Source organism: Pseudomonas sp. EA_65y_Pfl2_P78, from assembly GCF_963970495.1.
Classification (GTDB): domain Bacteria; phylum Pseudomonadota; class Gammaproteobacteria; order Pseudomonadales; family Pseudomonadaceae; genus Aquipseudomonas; species Aquipseudomonas baetica_A.
The window spans coordinates 86,062-104,468 of the sequence record NZ_CAXAON010000018.1; the positions used below are offsets into that span (position 1 = coordinate 86,062).

Below are 18,407 nucleotides of genomic sequence, written 5' to 3' on the forward strand. Positions count from 1 at the left end.
CGCGAGCAAGCCCGCTCCCACAAAGGGACTTGCGTGAGTTTCAAGGTTCGATGAGGTATTTGAACCCGGCGAAGATCATTCGCTGCCCGTCGAACGGCATCGGGTTGACGTCCGGTTGCATGCGCGGGTCGTCCATCATTTTCGCCATGCCCGCATCGCGGGTGGCCTTGTCCGGCCAGATCAGCCAGCCGGAGGCCACGGTTTCATCTTCCTTGAGTTTCACCGCCATCGGGAACGACGTGATCTTGCCGTCCGGCACGTCTTCACCCCAGCATTCGACGACGCTCAGGGCGCCGTACTCCTTGAACAGTTTCGCTGCGATGACACAGTGTTTTTTGTATTGCTCGCGATTGGCGGTCGGCACGGGTGCGACAAAGATATCGATGTAGGCCATGGTCATTCTCCTTGCAGGTTGGGTTCGATCTGCTGATTGGTCGATGGTGGCGGCTGCCATTCGACACGGTTCGCCCCAAACCCGACCAACGGCTCTTCACCTGCGCCCAGATTGCGCTCGATCTGCCCGGCCATGTGCAGCGTGCCGGCCATGACACCGGTGGTCGGGTTTTGCACCAGCTTCAACCAGGCCTTGTCGAAGGTGTTACCCAGACTGCTGCGGATCAGCGCCTCACTGTCGGGGCGGTCGTTGGCCTGGATGATTGCGCGAACACCCGCCACGCCCACCGAAATCATCGCCCCGGCCAGCTTGCCGGCTGCAGCGGCCACTGCGCTGGCGGCGCCGCGCGGGGCCATTTGCGCCTCCATCCGCTGGCTGGCGCGTTTGGCCACCGGGGCCATACCGGCGTCGGTCGAGGCAATGCCTTTCGAACCACCGTCGGTGTGGATTTTGTCGATCAGCGCCGCGTAGGCCGGCAGCGTGTTCAACGGTTCGCTGCTGATGACCTGATACAGCGACGCATCCCGCGCCGGCGGCGGGCCGAGGGCGATCGCCGCAATCCTCTGCAAATGTCCATTGAGCTGAGCCATCGGCACGCCATGCCGCTGAGCGATGAGCGGCATCTGCCGGGCCATCAGTTGCGCATAGAACGCCGTGGCCTGGCCAAGAATCGCGTCCGGATCGATCTCCACGGCCACCGGCGCCAACACCTTTTCCTGATATTGCTCAAGCAGATACGCCGCCAGACGCTTGGCCGACGCGTCCTCCTCACCACCCGCGCTGATCGTGTACCAACTGACCTTCATCGACAGCCATTCCTGGGTCCAGTAACTGCTGAACCACGGGATGAAATTTTCTTCAGTTTGCTGATAGACGCGAGTGCGCCAATGTTCCATCGAGCCACGGGCGAACAGCTTGACCTGCTCGGTGGACTGTTGCGAGGCGTTGACGATTTCGCGGTCGATTTGCTGCCAGGTGGCGGGTGAAACCACCACCGCCGGCACCGTTACAGGGGCCCGCGCCGGAGAGGCGCAGCCGGCCAGCAGAAACAGGGCGGCAACGAGCAGCGCGCGCGGTGTCACGGTTTTGGTCTCCCAGAGTAAGGAGCGGCAAATTTGAGTATAGGTGCGGGAGACAGGCCGTTTGTCTGGTATTGGGTCAAATACAGCTCCCACAAGGGGTCTGCGCCAACCATCAATACCGTCGATATCCAACATCGCGACGATTGCGTTCCGCCCGCCGCACATCAAAGGCACGATTGCGCCATCCGAACCACAACGAGGCGTTCACATCATGATTCACACCATCACGCTCTCTGTAAGTTTCCCGGTGTTCGGCAGCAACTACTACGAACAACACGTCGTGCAACGCAAGGCGCAGGCGTTGGTGTTCAACGACGATTTCGACGATTTGCTGATGCCCGCCGCGACCCATCATTTCAGCAATGAAGTGGTCGGCATCAACGATCAGTTCCGCTTTCTGAGCGACATTCTCGCCACCCATTTGCTAGATCTCGAGGCCTCGACGCCTGCGCGATCCCGCGTCCAGGCGAGCGCTCATTTTTTATAACGGCTGAAGGCAACCCCTGTGGGAGCGGGCGTGCTCGCGAAAGCGGTGGATCATTCAACCTCTCGTTGATTGAAACGCCCCTTCGCCAGCATGCCCGTTCCCACAATAAATCTGAAGATTCATGAGCCATGCGCATAACTCTATAGCGCAAATCCGCAAAAACCTTTTCCTCTCTCCAGCGGTCATTCCTCAAACGAGACTGGCAAACATGCCGGCGCGCCCCTCTGGGCCTTTTGTGACCCTGCTGCCCTGATGAGAGTAAAGGAATCGAACCATGCCGATTTCCCGACGTAAATTTCTGATCCTCGGCGCCGTGACCGCGACGGCGTTTGCGATGCCCCCCTTTATCAGCCTCAAGGCCTATGCGGCCAACCTGGAGCAATCGGCCATGAGCAAAATCACCTTAAACGTCAATGGCAAACCTCAGACCCTTGAGGTCGACAATCGCACCACCCTGCTCGATGCCTTGCGCGAAAACCTGCAGATGACCGGCAGCAAAAAAGGCTGCGACCACGGCCAGTGCGGCGCCTGCACGGTGATCGCCGATGGCCGGCGAATCAACGCCTGCCTGACCCTGGCGGTCATGCAAGAAGGCAGCGAGATCACCACCATCGAAGGCCTCGGCATGCCGGACAACCTGCATCCGATGCAAGCCGCGTTCATCAAGCACGACGGCTATCAGTGCGGTTATTGCACACCGGGGCAGATCTGTTCGGCGGTGGCGGTGCTCAAGGAGATCCGCGACGGCATTCCCAGCCACGTCAGCGCCAGCCTGACCGAACCACCGCAAATGATCGCCGCTGAATTTCAGGAACGCATGAGCGGCAACATCTGCCGCTGTGGCGCCTACTCGAACATCATCGAAGCCATCACTGAAGTCGCAGAGGTGCCGGCATGAGAGCGTTCAATTACAGCCGCGCCGACTCCCCCGCCACAGCCGCAGCGCAAGCCGCGCAAGTCGAAGGCGCAAAGTTCATCGCTGGCGGCACCAACCTGCTGGATTTGATGAAACTCGACATCGAAACTCCGCTGCACCTGATTGATATCAATCACCTGGGGCTGGATCAGATCGAAGCCACGCCCGAGGGCGGTTTGCGTATCGGCGCCATGGTCCGCAATACCGATCTGGCCGCCGACGCGCGCGTGCGAAAGGACTACGCCCTGCTCTCCCGTGCCTTGCTTGCCGGAGCCTCCGGGCAGTTGCGCAACATGGCGACCACGGCGGGCAACCTGCTGCAACGCACCCGCTGCCCCTACTTCTACGACACGAATCAAGCCTGTAACAAACGCAACCCCGGCAGCGGATGCGCGGCGATTGGCGGGATCAGTCGGCAACTGGGCATTATCGGCGTCAGCGATGCCTGCATCGCCCCCCACCCAAGCGACATGGCGATTGCGATGCGCGCCCTCGACGCACAGATTGAAACGGTCAAACCCGATGGCAGCACCCGTCGCATCGCCATGGCGGACTTTCATCAGTTGCCGGGGCACACGCCGCACATCGAAACCAGCCTGACCGCTGGCGAGTTCATCACCGCAGTGACTTTGCCGGCGCCGGTGGGCGGCACCCACATTTATCACAAGGTGCGTGATCGTTCGTCCTACGCGTTTGCCCTGGTGTCCGTCGGTTTGATTCTGCAAAAGGACGGTAGCGGCCGCGTTGCCGTTGGCGGTATCGCGCCAAAACCGTGGCGGGTGGAAGCGGCTGAAGCCCTGCTGCCCCAGGGCGCAAAAGCCGTCAGCGCGCGCCTGCTAGACGGCGCCACGCCGACCCACGACAACCAGTTCAAACTGACCCTGGTCGAACGCACACTCGGCTCGGTGTTAGCGCAAGCGAGGGAGCAAGCATGAAATTCGACACGCCCGCCACCACCAACCCGATCGACCAACTGAAGGTCATCGGCAAACCCACCGACCGTATCGAAGGCAAACTGAAAACCTGCGGCCAGGCGCCTTACGCCTACGAGCAACATGAAGCGGTGGCCAATCAGGCTTATGGATTTATGGTCGGTGCGGCCATCGCCAAGGGCCGAATCAGCCACATTGATCTGGAGGAGGCGAACGCAGCGCCAGGGGTTTTGGTGATCGTCACCGCGGCCAACGCCGGCAAACTCGGCAAAGGCAAATTCAACTCGGCGCACTTGCTGGCCGGGCCTCAGGTTCAGCACTATCACCAGGCCGTGGCGCTGGTGGTGGCCGAAACCTTTGAACAGGCACGGGCCGCCGCGCAATTGGTCAAAGTCGATTACGTCGCGACCAAAGGCGAGTTCGATCTGGCCAGCCTGCGCGACCAGGGTGTCGAAGCGAAGGACGAATTGCCGGACGTCACCCACGGCGATTTCGCCAAGGCTTTCGCTGCCGCGCCGGTGCAGTTCGATCAGACCTACACCACCCCCGATCAGTCCCACGCGATGATGGAACCCCACGCGACACTGGCCGCCTGGAAAGGCGATCAACTGACCCTGTGGACCTCCAACCAGATGATCGCCTGGAGCGTCGGCGACGTTGCCCAAACCCTTGGTCTGCCGAAGGAGAACGTCCGTTTGATCTCGCCATACATTGGCGGTGGCTTCGGCGGCAAACTGTTCATCCGCGCCGACGCGATCCTCGCGGCCCTCGGTGCGCGCATGGCCAACCGCCCGGTGAAATTCTCCATCGCCCGCCCGCAGATCGCCAACAACACCACCCACCGCCCCGCCACCCTCCAGCGCATTCGCATGGGCGCGACAGCGGATGGCAAGCTCACGGCCATCGCCCACGAAGGCTGGTCTGGCAATCTGGAGGACGGCAAGGTGGAAGTCGCGGCGCAACCGAGCCAATTGCTCTACGCCGCCGAAAACCGTCTGGTCACCATGCGCCTGGCGCCGCTGGACCTGCCCGAAGGCAACGCCATGCGCGCCCCCGGCGAAACCCCGGGCCTGATGGCGCTGGAAATCGCCATGGACGAAATGGCTGAGCAGCTCAAACTCGACCCGGTTCAGTTCCGCATCCTTAACGACACGCAAGTCGACCCGGTGAACACCGAGCGGCCCTTCTCGCAACGTCATTTGATTGAGTGCCTGCAAACCGGTGCCGAAAAATTCGGCTGGGACAAGCGCAATGCGCAACCCGGCACGCGCCGCGAGGGCCGCTGGCTGATCGGCATGGGCGTCGCTGCGGCCATCCGCAACAACCTACTGTTGAAATCCGGCGCGCGGGTGCGACTGGAGCGCGACGGCAAGGTCACGGTGGAAACCGACATGACCGACATCGGCACCGGCAGTTACACGATCATTGCCCAGACCGCCGCTGAAATGATGGGCGTTGGACTCCAGGACGTGACCGTACGGCTGGGCGACTCGAGTTACCCGGTGTCTGCCGGATCAGGCGGCCAGTTCGGTGCCAACTGCTCGACGGCCGGGGTGTATGCCGCGTGCATGAAACTGCGCGAAGCAGTGGCAGGCAAGTTGGGCATGGCTGCCGACAAGGCTGAGTTTAGCGACGGTCTGGTGCGCGTCGGCGACCAGCAGGTTGCGCTGCGCAACGCCGCACACGATGGTGCGCTGCAGGCTGAAGACAGCATCGAGTTTGCTGACCTCGCCGAGCAATATCAGCAGTCGACGTTTGGAGCGCACTTCGTTGAGGTCGCGGTGGATGCCGCTACGGGAGAGGTTCGTGTTCGGCGCATGCTGGCGGTGTGTTCGGCCGGACGGATTCTCAACCCGAAAGCAGCGCGCAGTCAGGTCATCGGCGCGATGACCATGGGCGTGGGCGCAGCGTTGATGGAAGCGTTGGCGGTGGACACGCGACTGGGTTTTTTCGTCAACCATGATCTGGCCGGATATGAAGTGCCGGTGCATGCCGACATCCCGCATCAGGAGGTCATTTTCCTTGAAGAAACCGATCCGGTTTCATCGCCGATGAAGGCCAAAGGTGTCGGTGAATTGGGGATTTGCGGTGTGAGCGCGGCGGTGGCGAATGCGATCTACAACGCCACCGGTGCCCGGGTGCGTGAGTATCCGATTACGCTGGACAAGATTCTTTCGTCATTACCGGAAATGATCTGAAAAACCCCTCGGCCCAGGCCTCTCACTCAGGGAGAGGCCTGGGACGAGGGCCATGGGTTCACTCGCTGCGCGGATACTGCGCCTCACCAACCTGCTCCATCCACTTCACCACTTCTCCATCCTGCATTTCAGCGATGGCGATATGCGTCATCGCCGTGGTCGGTGCGGCGCCATGCCAGTGCTTGGCGCCGGGCGCGATCCACACGGTATCGCCAGGGCGAATCTGCCGCACCGGCTGCCCCCACTCCTGCACAAACCCCGCTCCGGCCGTGACGATCAACGTCTGCCCCAGCGGATGGGTGTGCCACGCCGTGCGCGCACCCGGCTCAAACGTCACGGTAGCGCCACTGACCCGCGCCCGATCAGTGCCCTTGAACGGCGCATCGATCCGCACGGTTCCGGTGAACCAATCCGCCGGCCCCTGGGCCGACGGTTGTGAGCCGTTGGGCGTAACGGTGACTCGCGGGATTTCGCTGGCTTGGGCGTCGGCGGCCAGCAAGGAAAGGGTCAACGCAGAAGCGGCAATCGGGTTCATGGCGGTCTCTCCAGCAAGTGATGCCTGAACTTTACCGGCGCCGACTCTTCAGATAATCGACTAGAGTTCGAAATAACTTATGCAGGAAACTCATTAATGCTTCGCGAAAACGCCAGTGACCTGCTCGCCTTCCTCGCCGTGGCGCGCGCGCGCAGCTTCACCAAAGCCGCCGCCAAACTTGGCATCTCGCAGTCCGCGCTCAGCCACACCATCCGCGCCCTCGAAGCGCGCCTTGGTCTGCGCCTGCTCATGCGCACCACTCGCAGCGTCTCCCCCACCGAGGCCGGCGAGCACCTGCTGCAAACCATCGGCCCGCGCTTCGAAGAGATCGAACTGGAACTCGCCGCCCTGAGCAACCTGCGTGAAACCCCGGCGGGCAAGATTCGCATCAGCGCCACCGATCATTCGCTGGACTGGCTGCTGCGCCCGGTACTCAAGGCGTTCCTGCCGAAATACCCCGACATCGCCGTCGAAGTCTGCTGCGATTACGGCTTCGTTGACATCGCCGGGCAAGGGTTCGATGCCGGCGTGCGCTTGGGCGAAGACGTTGCCCAAGGCATGATCGCCACGCGCATCGGCCCGGACATGCGCATGGTGGTCGTCGGCTCACCGGCCTACTTCGCCAGCCGTCCACCGCCACAAACGCCACGTGACCTGACCGACCACGCCTGCAACAACCTGCGCCTGCCCACCAATGGCGGGCTGTACACCTGGGAGTTTGAAAAGGACGGCGAAAGCCTCAAGGTGCGGGTGTCCGGGCAGATCACGCTGAATGGTGTCTACCCGTTACTCGACGCGGCACTGGACGGTTTTGGCCTGAGTTACATCCCGGAGAACCTCGTCACGGCGCATCTGGCAGAGGGTCGGCTGGTGCAAGTTCTGCAAGACTGGTGCCCGCGCTTCGCCGGTTATCACCTCTACTACCCGAGTCGGCGCCAGGCGGCACCGGCGTTTGCGTTGTTGCTGGAGGCGCTGCGGTTTCGCGGTTGAACGGGCCTAACCGACCCATGCAATCAACTGATGGCGTTGCGCATCAGTCAGCATCGGACCGAATCCGGCCTTGACGTTATCGGCCATGTAACGCGGATTCCCGGTACCCGGGATGACGCAAGTCACCGCCGGATGCGCCAGCAAAAACTTCAGCGCCAGTTGCGGCCAACTGTTGACCTGCACATCCGAGACCCACGCCGGGAGCGGTTTACCCTTGAGCCGGGCGAGCAAACCACCGCCGCCGAATGGCCGATTACAGATCACCGCCACCCCGCGTTCGCGGCACAGTGGCAGGATGCGTTGTTCCACGCCTCGGTCGTCGAGGGCGTAGTTGATCTGCAGGAAATCCAGCTGTTCGGCCTTCAGTAGCGCTTCAACTTCGTCATAGGCTGAAGGCGTGTAATGCGTGATGCCGATGTAGCGGATGCGCCCCTGCTCCTTCCATTCACGCAAGGTGGGCAGGTGGGTTTGCCAGTCGAGCAGGTTGTGGATCTGCATCAGGTCGATTTGCTCGGTGCGCAGCAGGCTGAACGACCGCTCCATCTGCGCGATGCCTTCCTTGCGCCCGCGCGTCCACACCTTTGTGGCCAGAAACGCCGGCGAGCGCGGTTCGTGGATCGACAGCAATTCGCCGGTGGTCTGTTCGGCGCGGCCATACATGGGTGAGCTATCGACCACCGTACCGCCCTTGGCGAACAATTCATCGAGCACCGCCGGTAGTTGCTTGTAGGCCAGATCGCCCGGCACAACATCAAAACCGCGATAGGTGCCCAGTCCCACCATAGGCAGGGGCTCCGAGCTTGAAGGGATGACACGGGTCTGCATGGCTTGGCCTCCGGTAGCGGCGCACGATGTGACAGCGGCCAGCGCCCGTTCAAAGGTGAAGACCGCCGAAACCCCGGCAGCCAGCGTGAGCAATCGGCGACGGGAGTAACCCTCAGTGTGGCTCATGCTGCCTCCCCCGCTGCGTGAGTCTGTTGCATGTTGTGTTGGAGGGCTGCCGGGGCGAACCGCTGGACTACACTGCGACAGCAAACCCTCACACCCCGTTAAAAGTAGCCGAATGTCCCGAACCCTGATGTCACTCGTCGCATTGATCGTCGCCGTTTACGTGGTGCTGTGCGCCGCGCTGTTCTTTTTCCAGCGCTCGCTGATCTATTTTCCGCAGCCCGCTGCCGTCGAGAGCGCCGATTCGCGTTTGAAACTGTCGATGCCGGACGCCGACATCTGGGTCGCTACGCGCGAGCGCGTCGGGCCTCGGGCGCTGATCTATTTCGGCGGCAATGCCGAGGATGTATCGCGCAATCTGCCGGCGTTTGCCGAAGCGTTTCCCGATTACGCGCTGTTTTTCCTGCACTATCGGGGCTTTGGTGGTAGCGGCGGTTCGCCATCCGAAGAAGCGATTGCCGAAGATGCGCTGGCGTTGTTCGATCAGGTATCTGCCCGCCATCCGCAGATTGCCGTGGTCGGGCGCAGTCTGGGGTCGGGCGTCGCCGTGCGCCTGGCCAGTGAGCGTCCGGCGGCGCAGTTGATCCTGGTGACGCCGTACAACAGCCTCGAAGAAATTGCGGCGCGGCAATACCCGTGGGTGCCGGTGAAGTGGTTGCTCAAGGATCGTTTCGAGTCGGGCAAGTACGCTGCGCATATTCGTGTGCCGACGTTGCTGCTGGCGGCGAGTGATGACGAGGTGATTCCCCGGGCCAGCACCGAGCGCTTGCTGGGGTATTTCCCCAAGGGCGTGGCCGTGCTCAAAGTGGTGCCGGATTCCGGGCATAACTCGATTTCCGAGCGCAGGCAGTATCTGGAGTGGATGGGGGATGTGTTAAATCGGTGAGGATGGTGGGCCTGGGAATTTGTGTTACCGGGACTGGCCACTTCGCGAGCAAGCCTAGCGCGCAGCGATGCAGGGGGTTACTGGACGATGCTGTTTGGCGCGCCTTGACTGGCAGCAAAAAGCCCCAGTTTCAACAATTCCTTGCGCAGCATTGAAGGCGCTACAACAGCCACTCCAGCCTCCCAATCGAGAGCCAACAACCTATTCAATTTTTGTTGGCTAACGGTGGATGGCGCCAGAAAACAGCTTTTCCTGTCGCGGATACCGATGACATTCAGCACCCCGTCCTCGCCCTGCTCTGCCATCCAGCAGTTGATCGTCGGGCGGTGTTTTTGCAGCAAGGCATCGGCATCCCACACCGTCATTTGCGCGAAGTCATGTGGCAAATGGCTGTCGGGCTTCATCCGTTTCAAATCGGCTGCCAACGCAGCGGCGAGGTTAGCTTCGATGCCGGCCTGGCATTCAAGGAAATACTGTTCGGCCCAGTCAGCACAAAGCTTGGCTCTTGACGCAAGTTCGGCATACGCCCCGATATCTGCCGCCGTAGTCGTCTGCCCGGTGAAATTGAGCGTGTTATCCAGAATCGCCGTGGCCAATAACGCGGCGCTTTGCTCGCTGATCTGCGACACCAAACCTGCCGCCTGCCAACGCTGAAAAACCTGCGTCGCCGCCGCGCCAATCGGTCGGATATCGGCGGCAGTCCCAAGCTTCTGCGCCCAGTAATGTTCATAACCCGGATGATGGTCGATCACTTCCACCACCTGATCGAGCACCACTATTGGGTCGACATGGTGATAGTCGGACACGTCGACCAGGACGAATTCGTCGTTCGGCTTCGCGGCGTAAACGTGCAGACTGGGGCCCCAACCGAGCACGGTTTTCGACACGCTGGCGTTGGGTTGTGTGCTGCTGACGGCACGAGCGGGAATGCCTTGCAGGTTCAACAGTTCTGCGTAGGCGATACAGCAGGCATAGGCATCGATATCCAGATAGGCCGCGCCCGAGGTGATGATTTTCATGGGCGGCAACATCGCATGGATTGATGACATTTGGGTGACAGCAAAAAGATCGCAGCCTGCGGCAGGCTGCGATCTTTTGATCTTCAAGCCGCCCGCTGCCCTTGCGCCACCATCGCCGAAGCCGCGAGCATCGCCCGCAACAACACCGCACAGCCCGCCGCCAGATCATCCGGTGCAGCGTTTTCGATTTCGTTGTGGCTGATGCCGCCTTCGCACGGCACGAAGATCATCCCGGCAGGCCCCAACTCGGCAAGGAAGATCGCGTCGTGGCCGGCGCCGCTGACGATGTCCATGTGCGACAGCCCCAAACCTTTCGCCGCGCCGCGTACGGCTTCGACACAGCCTTTTTCGAAGTACAGCGGCGGGAAATCGGCAGTCGGGGTCAGTTCGTAAGTCAGGCCATGTTCTTCGCACGTGGCGTCGATGACGTGCTTCACCTCGGCAATCATCGAGTCCAGCCGCGCCGGTTCCAGATGACGGAAGTCGAGGGTCATACGCACTTCGCCGGGAATGACGTTGCGCGAGCCGGGATAGGCTTGCAGGCAACCGACGGTGCCACAGGCATGGGGTTGATGACCGAGGGCGGCGCGGTTGACCGCACCGACGATCACCGAGGCGCCGACCAGCGCGTCTTTACGCAAGTGCATCGGCGTTGGACCGGCATGCGCCTCTACGCCGCGCAGCTTGAGGTCGAACCACTTCTGCCCCAGCGCGCCGAGCACCACGCCGATGGTTTTCTGTTCGTCTTCGAGGATAGGACCTTGTTCGATGTGCGCCTCGAAATAGGCGCCAACCTTATGCCCGCTGACTTTTCGCGGACCGGCATAGCCAATGGCATTGAGTGCTTCGCCAACGGTCACGCCGTCGGCATCGACTTTGGCGAGGGTTTCTTCGAGGGTGAATTTCTCGGCGAACACCCCGGAGCCCATCATGCACGGGGCAAATCGTGAGCCTTCTTCGTTGGTCCAGACCACCACTTCCAGCGGCGCTTCGGTTTCCACGCCGAGGTCGTTGAGCGTGCGCAGCACTTCGACGCCGGCAAGCACGCCGAAGCAGCCGTCGAACTTGCCGCCGGTGGGCTGGGTGTCGATGTGGCTGCCGGTCATCACCGGTGGCAAATCGGGATTGCGCCCGGGGCGCCGGGCGAAGATGTTGCCGACGGCATCGACGGTGACGCTGCATCCGGCATCCTTGCACCATTGCACAAACAGGTCGCGGGCCTGGCGGTCGAGATCGGTCAGGGCCAGGCGACAAACCCCGCCCTTGACCGTGGCACCGAGCTTGGCCAGTTCCATGAGCGAGGCCCACAGGCGATCACGGTTGATGTGCTGATGGCTCGATTGCAGAACGTCTACGGCTGCGTCCATGGGGATCTCCTCAGGCTGCTTTTCTTATGGATATTGCTGTGGTGTCGGGTAGACCGCTATCGCGAACAGGCCATCCGCTACACCGCTGTTTTAACGGCAGAGGGCTGCGCACGCATCACGCACAACCCGTAATAAATAATCCCGCCCAGCGCCGAGCCGGTGAACCAGCCATAGCTGTAGAACCAGCTGAACGCATCGCTGCCCAGCGACATCACGGTCAACACCACCGGTACGCCAAACGCAACAAAACCGGCCCAGTTCCACGCCGGATAGACGTCGTCGCGGTACAGCCCGGCCAGATCCAGTCGTTGTTTCCTGATCGGGAAATAATCCACCACCATGATCCCGGCAATCGGCCCTAGCAGGCTCGAATAACCCAGCAGCCAGTTGGAATACACAGACTCCAGGCTGACATCGGAAACAATCCAGCCGAGTTTTTTCAGCAGTTCATGGGCCATCAGCGCGAGGCCGACAACGCCCGTCAGCAACACGGCTTTGGTGCGGTTGATCACCTTGGGGGCAATGTTCTGAAAATCGTTGGTTGGCGAAACAATGTTGGCGGCGGTGTTGGTCGAGAGCGTGGCGACGATGATCAGCGCCATCGCCACTGCCACCCACACCGGGCTCTGGATATGGCCAATCAACGTGACCGGATCGGAGACCGTGACGCCAACCAGTTTGACCGACGCGGCGGTCATCACCACACCGAGGGCGGCGAACAGAAACATGGTCAACGGCAGACCGATGATCTGCCCGAGGATCTGATCCTTCTGGCTCTTGGCGTAACGGCTGAAGTCAGGAATGTTCAACGACAGCGTGGCCCAGAACCCGACCATGGCGGTCAGTCCGGCAGCGAAGTAGCTGACCACGCTTGCCCCTTCTGGACGCTTGGCCGGGATCGCCATCAGCTCGGTCATCGATACATTGGGCATCGCCCACACCAGCAAGCCGATGCCGACCGCGACCAGCAACGGCGCAGACAAGGTTTCCAGCCACTTGATCGACTCGGCACCGCGGATCACCACCCACAGGTTCAACGCCCAGAAAATCATGAAGCCGATCACCTCCCCGGTTCCACCGAGCGATTTCCAACCGTCGAACACCGAACCGAGAAACAGGTGAATGGCCAACCCGCCAAACATTGTCTGAATACCGAACCAGCCACAGGCCACCAAGGCGCGAATCAGACACGGCACGTTGGACCCAAGGATGCCGAAGGATGAGCGCAGCAACACCGGAAACGGTATGCCGTACTTGGTACCGGGGAAGGCATTAAGGGTCAGGGGGATGAGCACAATGAGGTTGGCAAACAGAATCGCCACCAACGCTTCGCCCACCGACAGGCCGAAATACGCGGTGAGCACGCCGCCCAGGGTGTAGGTTGGCACGCAGATCGACATGCCGACCCACAACGCGGTGATATGCCATTTGTTCCAGGTTCGTTCGTGCACCTTGGTCGGTGCCATGTCGTGGTTGTAACGGGGACTGTCGAGGACGTCGCTGCCGGCTTCGAGTTCAAACAAGCCGTCGCGCTCGGTCACTTGCGATCTGTTCTGTTGCATGGCCGCTCCACTGTTCTTCTGATTATTTTTTGCTCATCAGGCGGCTGGCGTATGAACGCACAAGCCGGACGATGGCCGGAGGAACTGACAACTTTCATGCACCGGCCATGGTGTCAGCGGCGGCATCAATAAACGTGCCGGGTACTCCGCCTGCCCCTCGCGCCGTGCTTCAAACGTGGTGCAACTTTCTGATATTCATCAGTTTTAATTATTCACCCGAGGTATCCGGTAAAACTTGTCTGAGCGCTCAGGCTAAACACTTGGCAAGTTGTCCGAATGGTCTGGACTCAATCTGGTGCACTGCATTTTTTTATTCATGAGCGATCAACCGCAGCTCAACTTCAAGCGGCTGATTTCACATAAGAAATCTTGACCATATTTCCATCCTGTCAAGTGCGTCAAAATGGTGAGAGGCCTCACCATTTTGGTGATTTTTGCTTTTTATCCTTGTTTATCAATGTCTTAGTCCAACAATAAGCTTATAAAAAATTATCTTGAACTATTGCAAAACTGCGACTAGTTTCTATTCCTGACAGCGATGACAGGAATACACCGATCAACGCTGTACCTCAATAAAACATCTAGAACCGACACAAGTCGGTCATGCCTGCGAGGAACTCGGAATGTCTCTGTTGATCCGTGGCGCCACCGTTGTTACCCACGATGAAAGTTACCGCGCCGACGTCTATTGCGCTGATGGCGTGATCAAAGCCATGGGTGAAAACCTTGATGTTCCCGCCGGTGCCGAAGTGCTCGACGGCAGCGGCCAATACCTGATGCCCGGCGGCATCGATCCGCACACCCATATGCAACTGCCCTTCATGGGCACCGTGGCCAGTGAAGACTTCTTCAGTGGCACGGCGGCGGGTCTGGCTGGTGGCACCACGTCAATCATTGACTTCGTGATTCCCAACCCGCAGCAGTCGCTGATGGAGGCGTTTGATCAATGGCGCGGCTGGGCGGAAAAATCCGCCTCGGACTACGGCTTTCACGTTGCAATCACTTGGTGGAGCGAGCAGGTGCGTGAGGAAATGGCCGAACTGGTCAGCCATCACGGGGTCAACAGCTTCAAGCATTTCATGGCTTACAAAAACGCGATCATGGCCGCCGACGATACCTTGGTGGCGAGTTTCGAACGTTGCCTGGAACTGGGGGCGGTGCCGACCGTCCACGCGGAAAACGGCGAACTGGTTTATCACCTGCAACGCAAGTTGATGGCGCAGGGCATTACCGGGCCGGAAGCGCATCCTCTGTCGCGTCCTTCGCAGGTCGAAGGTGAAGCGGCAAGTCGCGCCATTCGTATCGCCGAAACCCTTGGCACGCCGCTGTATCTGGTCCACGTTTCGACCAAAGAAGCCCTCGACGAAATCACCTACGCCCGCAGCAAGGGTCAACCGGTGTACGGCGAAGTGCTCGCCGGGCATTTACTTCTGGATGACAGCGTCTACCAACACCCGGACTGGCAAACCGCCGCCGGTTACGTGATGAGTCCGCCGTTCCGTCCGCGGGGTCACCAAGAGGCGCTGTGGCACGGCTTGCAAAACGGCAACCTGCACACCACCGCCACCGATCACTGCTGCTTCTGTGCCGAGCAAAAAGCCGCCGGGCGCGACGACTTCAGCAAGATTCCCAATGGCACCGCCGGCATCGAAGACCGCATGGCCGTGCTTTGGGATGAAGGCGTGAACAGCGGGCGCTTGTCGATGCAGGACTTCGTCGCCCTCACCTCCACCAACACCGCAAAAATCTTCAATCTCTACCCGCGCAAAGGCGCGATTCGCGTCGGTGCCGATGCCGACCTGGTGCTGTGGGATCCGCAGGGCACCCGCACCATCTCCGCCAAAACCCACCATCAGCAGGTGGACTTCAACATCTTCGAAGGCAAGACCGTGCGCGGTGTGCCGAGCCATACCGTCAGCCAGGGCAAAGTGGTCTGGGCCGATGGCGACCTGCGCGCCGAGCGTGGTGCCGGACGGTATATCGAACGACCGGCGTATCCGGCGGTGTTTGATTTGCTGAGTAAACGGGCACAGATGCACAAGCCCACTGCGGTGAAACGCTGAGAACCAGGCCTTCGGCCTTCGCAAGCAAGCCTGCTCCCACAGGGAAACGCATTCCAAATGTGGGAGCGGCCTGCTCGCGAAGGGGCCCGCCCGGACACTACAAAAACCACTGCCCATCAGAGGCAGAGCACCTCAATAACCGTGAGGCAAAAAACCGTGATCGAGACCCTGAACCATCTACCGCATCCGCACGAAAGCGCAGCCGCCCTCGCCGGCCACTTCACCGATCTGGCGCCGCCGCTCAATGCCCGGCAGGCGCATCTGGAAGCGTCGCGCTGCCTGTATTGCTACGACGCGCCCTGCGTCAATGCGTGCCCGAGCGAGATCGACATCCCGTCGTTCATCCGCAATATCCATCAGGACAACGTGCCCGGCGCGGCGCAGAAAATCCTCTCGGCGAACATCCTCGGCGGCAGTTGTGCGCGGGTTTGTCCGACCGAGATCCTTTGCCAGCAAGCCTGCGTGCGCAACAACGCCCAGGAATGCGCGCCGGTGCTGATCGGCCTGTTGCAGCGCTACGCCGTGGACAACGCACACTTCAGCGAACACCCGTTCCAGCGCGCTGCCACCACCGGCAAACGGATTGCCGTGGTCGGTGCCGGCCCGGCCGGGTTGTCCTGCGCGCACCGCAGCGCGATGCACGGCCATGATGTGGTGATTTTCGAAGCGCGGGAGAAGGCCGGCGGCCTCAATGAGTACGGGATCGCCAAGTACAAACTGGTCGACGATTACGCGCAAAAGGAGCTGGATTTCCTCCTGCAGATCGGCGGCATCGAAATCCGTCACGGGCAGAAACTCGGCGACAATCTGACTCTGAGCGAACTGCACCAACAGTTCGATGCGGTGTTCCTTGGCCTGGGCCTCAATGCCAGCAAACAACTCGGTCTGGCCCACGAAGAGGCGCCAGGGCTGCTCGCCGCCACCGATTACATCCGCGAACTGCGCCAGGCCGATGACCTCACGCAACTGCCATTGGCGCAGCGCTGCATCGTCCTCGGCGCTGGCAACACCGCCATCGACATGGCCGTGCAAATGGCCCGCCTCGGTGCCCGAGACGTCAATCTGGTGTATCGCCGTGGCGCGGCGGACATGGGCGCGACCGGTCACGAACAGGACATCGCCAAAGCCAATCAGGTACGCCTGCTGACCTGGGCACAGCCGGAAGAAGTCTTGCTCGACGATCAGGGCCGCGTGTGCGGTATGCGTTTTGCCCGCACCGATCTGGTCGACGGTCGCCTGCAAACCACGGGCGAAACCTTCGAACTGGCCGCCGATGCGATCTTCAAAGCCATCGGCCAGGCCTTCGACAGCAGCGCCCTCACCGACCCGCTGGCTCGCGAACTCAAGCGTCAGGGCGAACGAATCCAGGTCGACGCCAATCTGCGCACCAGCATTCCCGGCGTGTATGCCGGTGGCGACTGCACCAGCCTCGACCAGGATCTGACCGTGCAAGCCGTGCAGCACGGCAAACGGGCCGCCGAGGCCATCAACGCTCAACTGATGCTCAATGTGGAGGCTGCGTAAATGGCCGATCTCTCGATTGTCTTCGCCGGCATCAAAGCCCCCAACCCCTTCTGGCTGGCCTCCGCGCCGCCGACCGACAAGGCCTACAACGTGGTGCGTGCCTTCGAGGCGGGCTGGGGCGGCGTGGTCTGGAAGACCCTGGGAGAAGACCCTGCGGCGGTCAACGTGTCGTCACGGTACTCAGCCCATTACGGCAACAACCGCGAAGTGCTGGGCATCAACAACATCGAACTGATCACCGACCGCTCGCTGGAAATCAACCTGCGCGAAATCACTCAGGTGAAAAAGGACTGGCCGGATCGCGCACTGATCGTGTCGTTGATGGTGCCGTGCGTGGAGGAGTCGTGGAAACACATCCTGCCGCTGGTGGAAGCCACAGGCGCCGATGGCATCGAACTGAATTTCGGCTGCCCTCACGGCATGCCCGAGCGTGGCATGGGTGCGGCAGTCGGTCAGGTGCCGGAATATGTCGAGCAGGTCACCCGCTGGTGCAAGACGTATAGCTCGCTGCCGGTGATCGTCAAACTGACCCCGAACATCACCGACATCCGCGTCGCCGCCCGCGCCGCCCATCGCGGTGGTGCCGATGCGGTGTCGCTGATCAACACCATCAATTCGATCACCAGCGTCGATCTGGAACACATGGTCGCCCTGCCCACCGTCGGCAGCAAAAGCACCCACGGTGGTTACTGCGGCTCGGCGGTCAAGCCGATTGCGCTGAACATGGTCGCGGAAATCGCCCGCGATCCGCAGACCCAAGGCCTGCCGATCTGCGGGATTGGCGGCATCGGAAGTTGGCGCGATGCGGCGGAATTCATGGCGCTGGGCAGCGGCGCGGTACAGGTGTGTACGGCGGCCATGTTGCATGGCTTCCGGATTGTCGAGGAGATGAAAGACGGCTTGTCGCGGTGGATGGACAGTCAGGGTTACGCCAACATCGCCGAGTTTTCCGGGCGTGCGGTGGGCAATACCACCGACTGGAAGTACCTGGATATCAACTATCAGGTCATCGCGAAAATTGATCAGGAGGCGTGCATTGGTTGTGGGCGTTGCCACATTGCTTGCGAGGACACCTCACATCAGGCGATCAGCAGCCTGAAGCAGGCCGACGGGACGCATAAATACGAAGTGATCGATGACGAGTGTGTGGGCTGCAATCTGTGTCAGATCACCTGTCCGGTGGCTGATTGCATCGAGATGGTACCGATGGAGACGGGCAAGCCGTTTCTGGACTGGAATCATGATCCGAGAAACCCGTATCACGTTTCGGCTTGAGGCTTGAGGCTTGAGGCTTGAGGCGTCTGACCTGACGCCTTCGCGAGCAAGCCCGCTTGTATGGTAGGACTTGAAGGGAGGAGGAGGGACAAGGCTCGATTCTGTGGTGGTCAACTAATTCCGGACACCTCGATAGGTAGTTTCGATGCCATCGCCCGCTCGTAAACGGTCGGCGGCAGATACCCCAGTTTTGAGTGCAGCCGTTCGTTGTTGTAAAACCCAACGATGT

General features: G+C 60.9%; 16 protein-coding genes. 9 read left to right on the forward strand and 7 right to left on the reverse strand.

Annotation, left to right across the window (positions count from 1 at the left end; translation table 11 throughout):
* Positions 1-40: 40 nt before the first annotated feature.
* Positions 41-394, reverse strand: a complete 354-nt coding sequence (locus AACY02_RS15655) for a DUF1428 domain-containing protein (protein ID WP_339432734.1) — start codon at positions 392-394, stop codon at positions 41-43.
* A gap of 2 nt (positions 395-396) precedes the next feature.
* Complete coding sequence (locus AACY02_RS15660; RefSeq protein ID WP_339432735.1) at positions 397-1,476, reverse strand: hypothetical protein; 1,080 nt, start codon at positions 1,474-1,476, stop codon at positions 397-399.
* 211 nt (positions 1,477-1,687) lie between these two features.
* Here AACY02_RS15660 and AACY02_RS15665 point away from each other — a divergent pair, with 211 nt between their 5' ends.
* The 4 genes from AACY02_RS15665 to paoC all read left to right on the forward strand — a co-directional run bounded on the left by AACY02_RS15665 (position 1,688) and on the right by paoC (position 6,009).
* The gene (locus AACY02_RS15665) at positions 1,688-1,963 is read left to right on the forward strand and encodes a hypothetical protein (protein WP_339432736.1); all 276 of its coding nucleotides are present in this window, start codon (positions 1,688-1,690) and stop codon (positions 1,961-1,963) included.
* A gap of 274 nt (positions 1,964-2,237) precedes the next feature.
* Positions 2,238-2,861 carry an aldehyde dehydrogenase iron-sulfur subunit PaoA gene (gene paoA / locus AACY02_RS15670; RefSeq protein WP_339432737.1) on the forward strand — a complete coding sequence of 208 codons (624 nt, stop codon included), beginning with the start codon at positions 2,238-2,240 and terminating at the stop codon, positions 2,859-2,861.
* The gene (locus AACY02_RS15675) at positions 2,858-3,814 is read left to right on the forward strand and encodes an FAD binding domain-containing protein (protein WP_339432738.1); all 957 of its coding nucleotides are present in this window, start codon (positions 2,858-2,860) and stop codon (positions 3,812-3,814) included. Before paoA ends, AACY02_RS15675 begins: the two co-directional genes overlap by 4 nt.
* Entirely contained in the window at positions 3,811-6,009 is a 2,199-nt protein-coding gene (gene paoC / locus AACY02_RS15680; RefSeq protein ID WP_339432739.1) for an aldehyde oxidoreductase molybdenum-binding subunit PaoC, read from the forward strand. The genes AACY02_RS15675 and paoC overlap by 4 nt, the downstream gene beginning before the upstream one ends.
* A 58-nt stretch (positions 6,010-6,067) precedes the next feature.
* Here the strand turns inward: paoC and AACY02_RS15685 are convergent, their stop codons facing one another.
* Positions 6,068-6,544, reverse strand: coding sequence for a (R)-mandelonitrile lyase (locus AACY02_RS15685; RefSeq protein WP_339432740.1), 477 nt, complete (start codon positions 6,542-6,544; stop codon positions 6,068-6,070).
* Positions 6,545-6,640: 96 nt separating this feature from the next.
* Here AACY02_RS15685 and AACY02_RS15690 point away from each other — a divergent pair, with 96 nt between their 5' ends.
* Complete coding sequence (locus AACY02_RS15690) at positions 6,641-7,534, forward strand: LysR family transcriptional regulator (RefSeq protein ID WP_339432741.1); 894 nt, start codon at positions 6,641-6,643, stop codon at positions 7,532-7,534.
* Between the two features lie 6 nt (positions 7,535-7,540).
* Here the strand turns inward: AACY02_RS15690 and AACY02_RS15695 are convergent, their stop codons facing one another.
* Complete coding sequence (locus tag AACY02_RS15695) at positions 7,541-8,485, reverse strand: aldo/keto reductase (RefSeq protein WP_339432742.1); 945 nt, start codon at positions 8,483-8,485, stop codon at positions 7,541-7,543.
* Positions 8,486-8,597: 112 nt separating this feature from the next.
* Here AACY02_RS15695 and AACY02_RS15700 point away from each other — a divergent pair, with 112 nt between their 5' ends.
* Positions 8,598-9,368: an alpha/beta hydrolase gene (locus AACY02_RS15700; RefSeq protein ID WP_339432743.1), complete on the forward strand. Its 771-nt coding sequence runs from the start codon at positions 8,598-8,600 to the stop codon at positions 9,366-9,368.
* A 77-nt stretch (positions 9,369-9,445) separates the two neighbouring features.
* Here AACY02_RS15700 and AACY02_RS15705 read toward each other — a convergent pair whose 3' ends face one another.
* The 3 genes from AACY02_RS15705 to AACY02_RS15715 form a co-directional block, all read right to left on the reverse strand.
* Positions 9,446-10,387: a DHH family protein gene (locus AACY02_RS15705; protein ID WP_339432744.1), complete on the reverse strand. Its 942-nt coding sequence runs from the start codon at positions 10,385-10,387 to the stop codon at positions 9,446-9,448.
* A gap of 83 nt (positions 10,388-10,470) precedes the next feature.
* The gene (locus tag AACY02_RS15710; protein WP_339432745.1) at positions 10,471-11,754 is read right to left on the reverse strand and encodes a Zn-dependent hydrolase; all 1,284 of its coding nucleotides are present in this window, start codon (positions 11,752-11,754) and stop codon (positions 10,471-10,473) included.
* 77 nt (positions 11,755-11,831) lie between these two features.
* On the reverse strand, positions 11,832-13,316 hold the full coding sequence (locus tag AACY02_RS15715) for an NCS1 family nucleobase:cation symporter-1 (protein ID WP_339432746.1): 1,485 nt from the start codon (positions 13,314-13,316) through the stop codon (positions 11,832-11,834).
* Between the two features lie 623 nt (positions 13,317-13,939).
* Between AACY02_RS15715 and hydA the strand changes: the two genes are divergently transcribed.
* From hydA to preA, 3 genes are all read left to right on the forward strand, one after another.
* Positions 13,940-15,379 (forward strand): dihydropyrimidinase, encoded by a 1,440-nt coding sequence (gene hydA, locus AACY02_RS15720; RefSeq protein ID WP_339432747.1) that lies wholly within the window; start codon positions 13,940-13,942, stop codon positions 15,377-15,379.
* Positions 15,380-15,535: 156 nt separating this feature from the next.
* Positions 15,536-16,903 (forward strand): NAD(P)-dependent oxidoreductase, encoded by a 1,368-nt coding sequence (locus tag AACY02_RS15725; RefSeq protein ID WP_339432748.1) that lies wholly within the window; start codon positions 15,536-15,538, stop codon positions 16,901-16,903.
* A complete protein-coding gene (gene preA, locus AACY02_RS15730; protein ID WP_339432749.1) occupies positions 16,904-18,178 on the forward strand; it encodes an NAD-dependent dihydropyrimidine dehydrogenase subunit PreA in 1,275 nt (424 codons plus the stop codon). It begins immediately after the preceding gene.
* Positions 18,179-18,407: the final 229 nt, after the last annotated feature.

Bases quoted from the DNA above. Each gene is read 5' to 3' on its own strand.
- AACY02_RS15655 (WP_339432734.1), bottom strand. From the start codon at position 394: ATGGCCTACATCGATATCTTTGTCGCACCCGTGCCGACCGCCAATCGC.
- AACY02_RS15665 (WP_339432736.1), top strand. From the start codon at position 1,688: ATGATTCACACCATCACGCTCTCTGTAAGTTTCCCGGTGTTCGGCAGC.
- paoA (WP_339432737.1), top strand. From the start codon at position 2,238: ATGCCGATTTCCCGACGTAAATTTCTGATCCTCGGCGCCGTGACCGCG.
- AACY02_RS15675 (WP_339432738.1), top strand. From the start codon at position 2,858: ATGAGAGCGTTCAATTACAGCCGCGCCGACTCCCCCGCCACAGCCGCA.
- paoC (WP_339432739.1), top strand. From the start codon at position 3,811: ATGAAATTCGACACGCCCGCCACCACCAACCCGATCGACCAACTGAAG.
- AACY02_RS15685 (WP_339432740.1), bottom strand. From the start codon at position 6,544: ATGAACCCGATTGCCGCTTCTGCGTTGACCCTTTCCTTGCTGGCCGCC.
- AACY02_RS15690 (WP_339432741.1), top strand. From the start codon at position 6,641: ATGCTTCGCGAAAACGCCAGTGACCTGCTCGCCTTCCTCGCCGTGGCG.
- AACY02_RS15695 (WP_339432742.1), bottom strand. From the start codon at position 8,485: ATGAGCCACACTGAGGGTTACTCCCGTCGCCGATTGCTCACGCTGGCT.
- AACY02_RS15700 (WP_339432743.1), top strand. From the start codon at position 8,598: ATGTCCCGAACCCTGATGTCACTCGTCGCATTGATCGTCGCCGTTTAC.
- AACY02_RS15705 (WP_339432744.1), bottom strand. From the start codon at position 10,387: ATGAAAATCATCACCTCGGGCGCGGCCTATCTGGATATCGATGCCTAT.
- AACY02_RS15710 (WP_339432745.1), bottom strand. From the start codon at position 11,754: ATGGACGCAGCCGTAGACGTTCTGCAATCGAGCCATCAGCACATCAAC.
- AACY02_RS15715 (WP_339432746.1), bottom strand. From the start codon at position 13,316: ATGCAACAGAACAGATCGCAAGTGACCGAGCGCGACGGCTTGTTTGAA.
- hydA (WP_339432747.1), top strand. From the start codon at position 13,940: ATGTCTCTGTTGATCCGTGGCGCCACCGTTGTTACCCACGATGAAAGT.
- preA (WP_339432749.1), top strand. From the start codon at position 16,904: ATGGCCGATCTCTCGATTGTCTTCGCCGGCATCAAAGCCCCCAACCCC.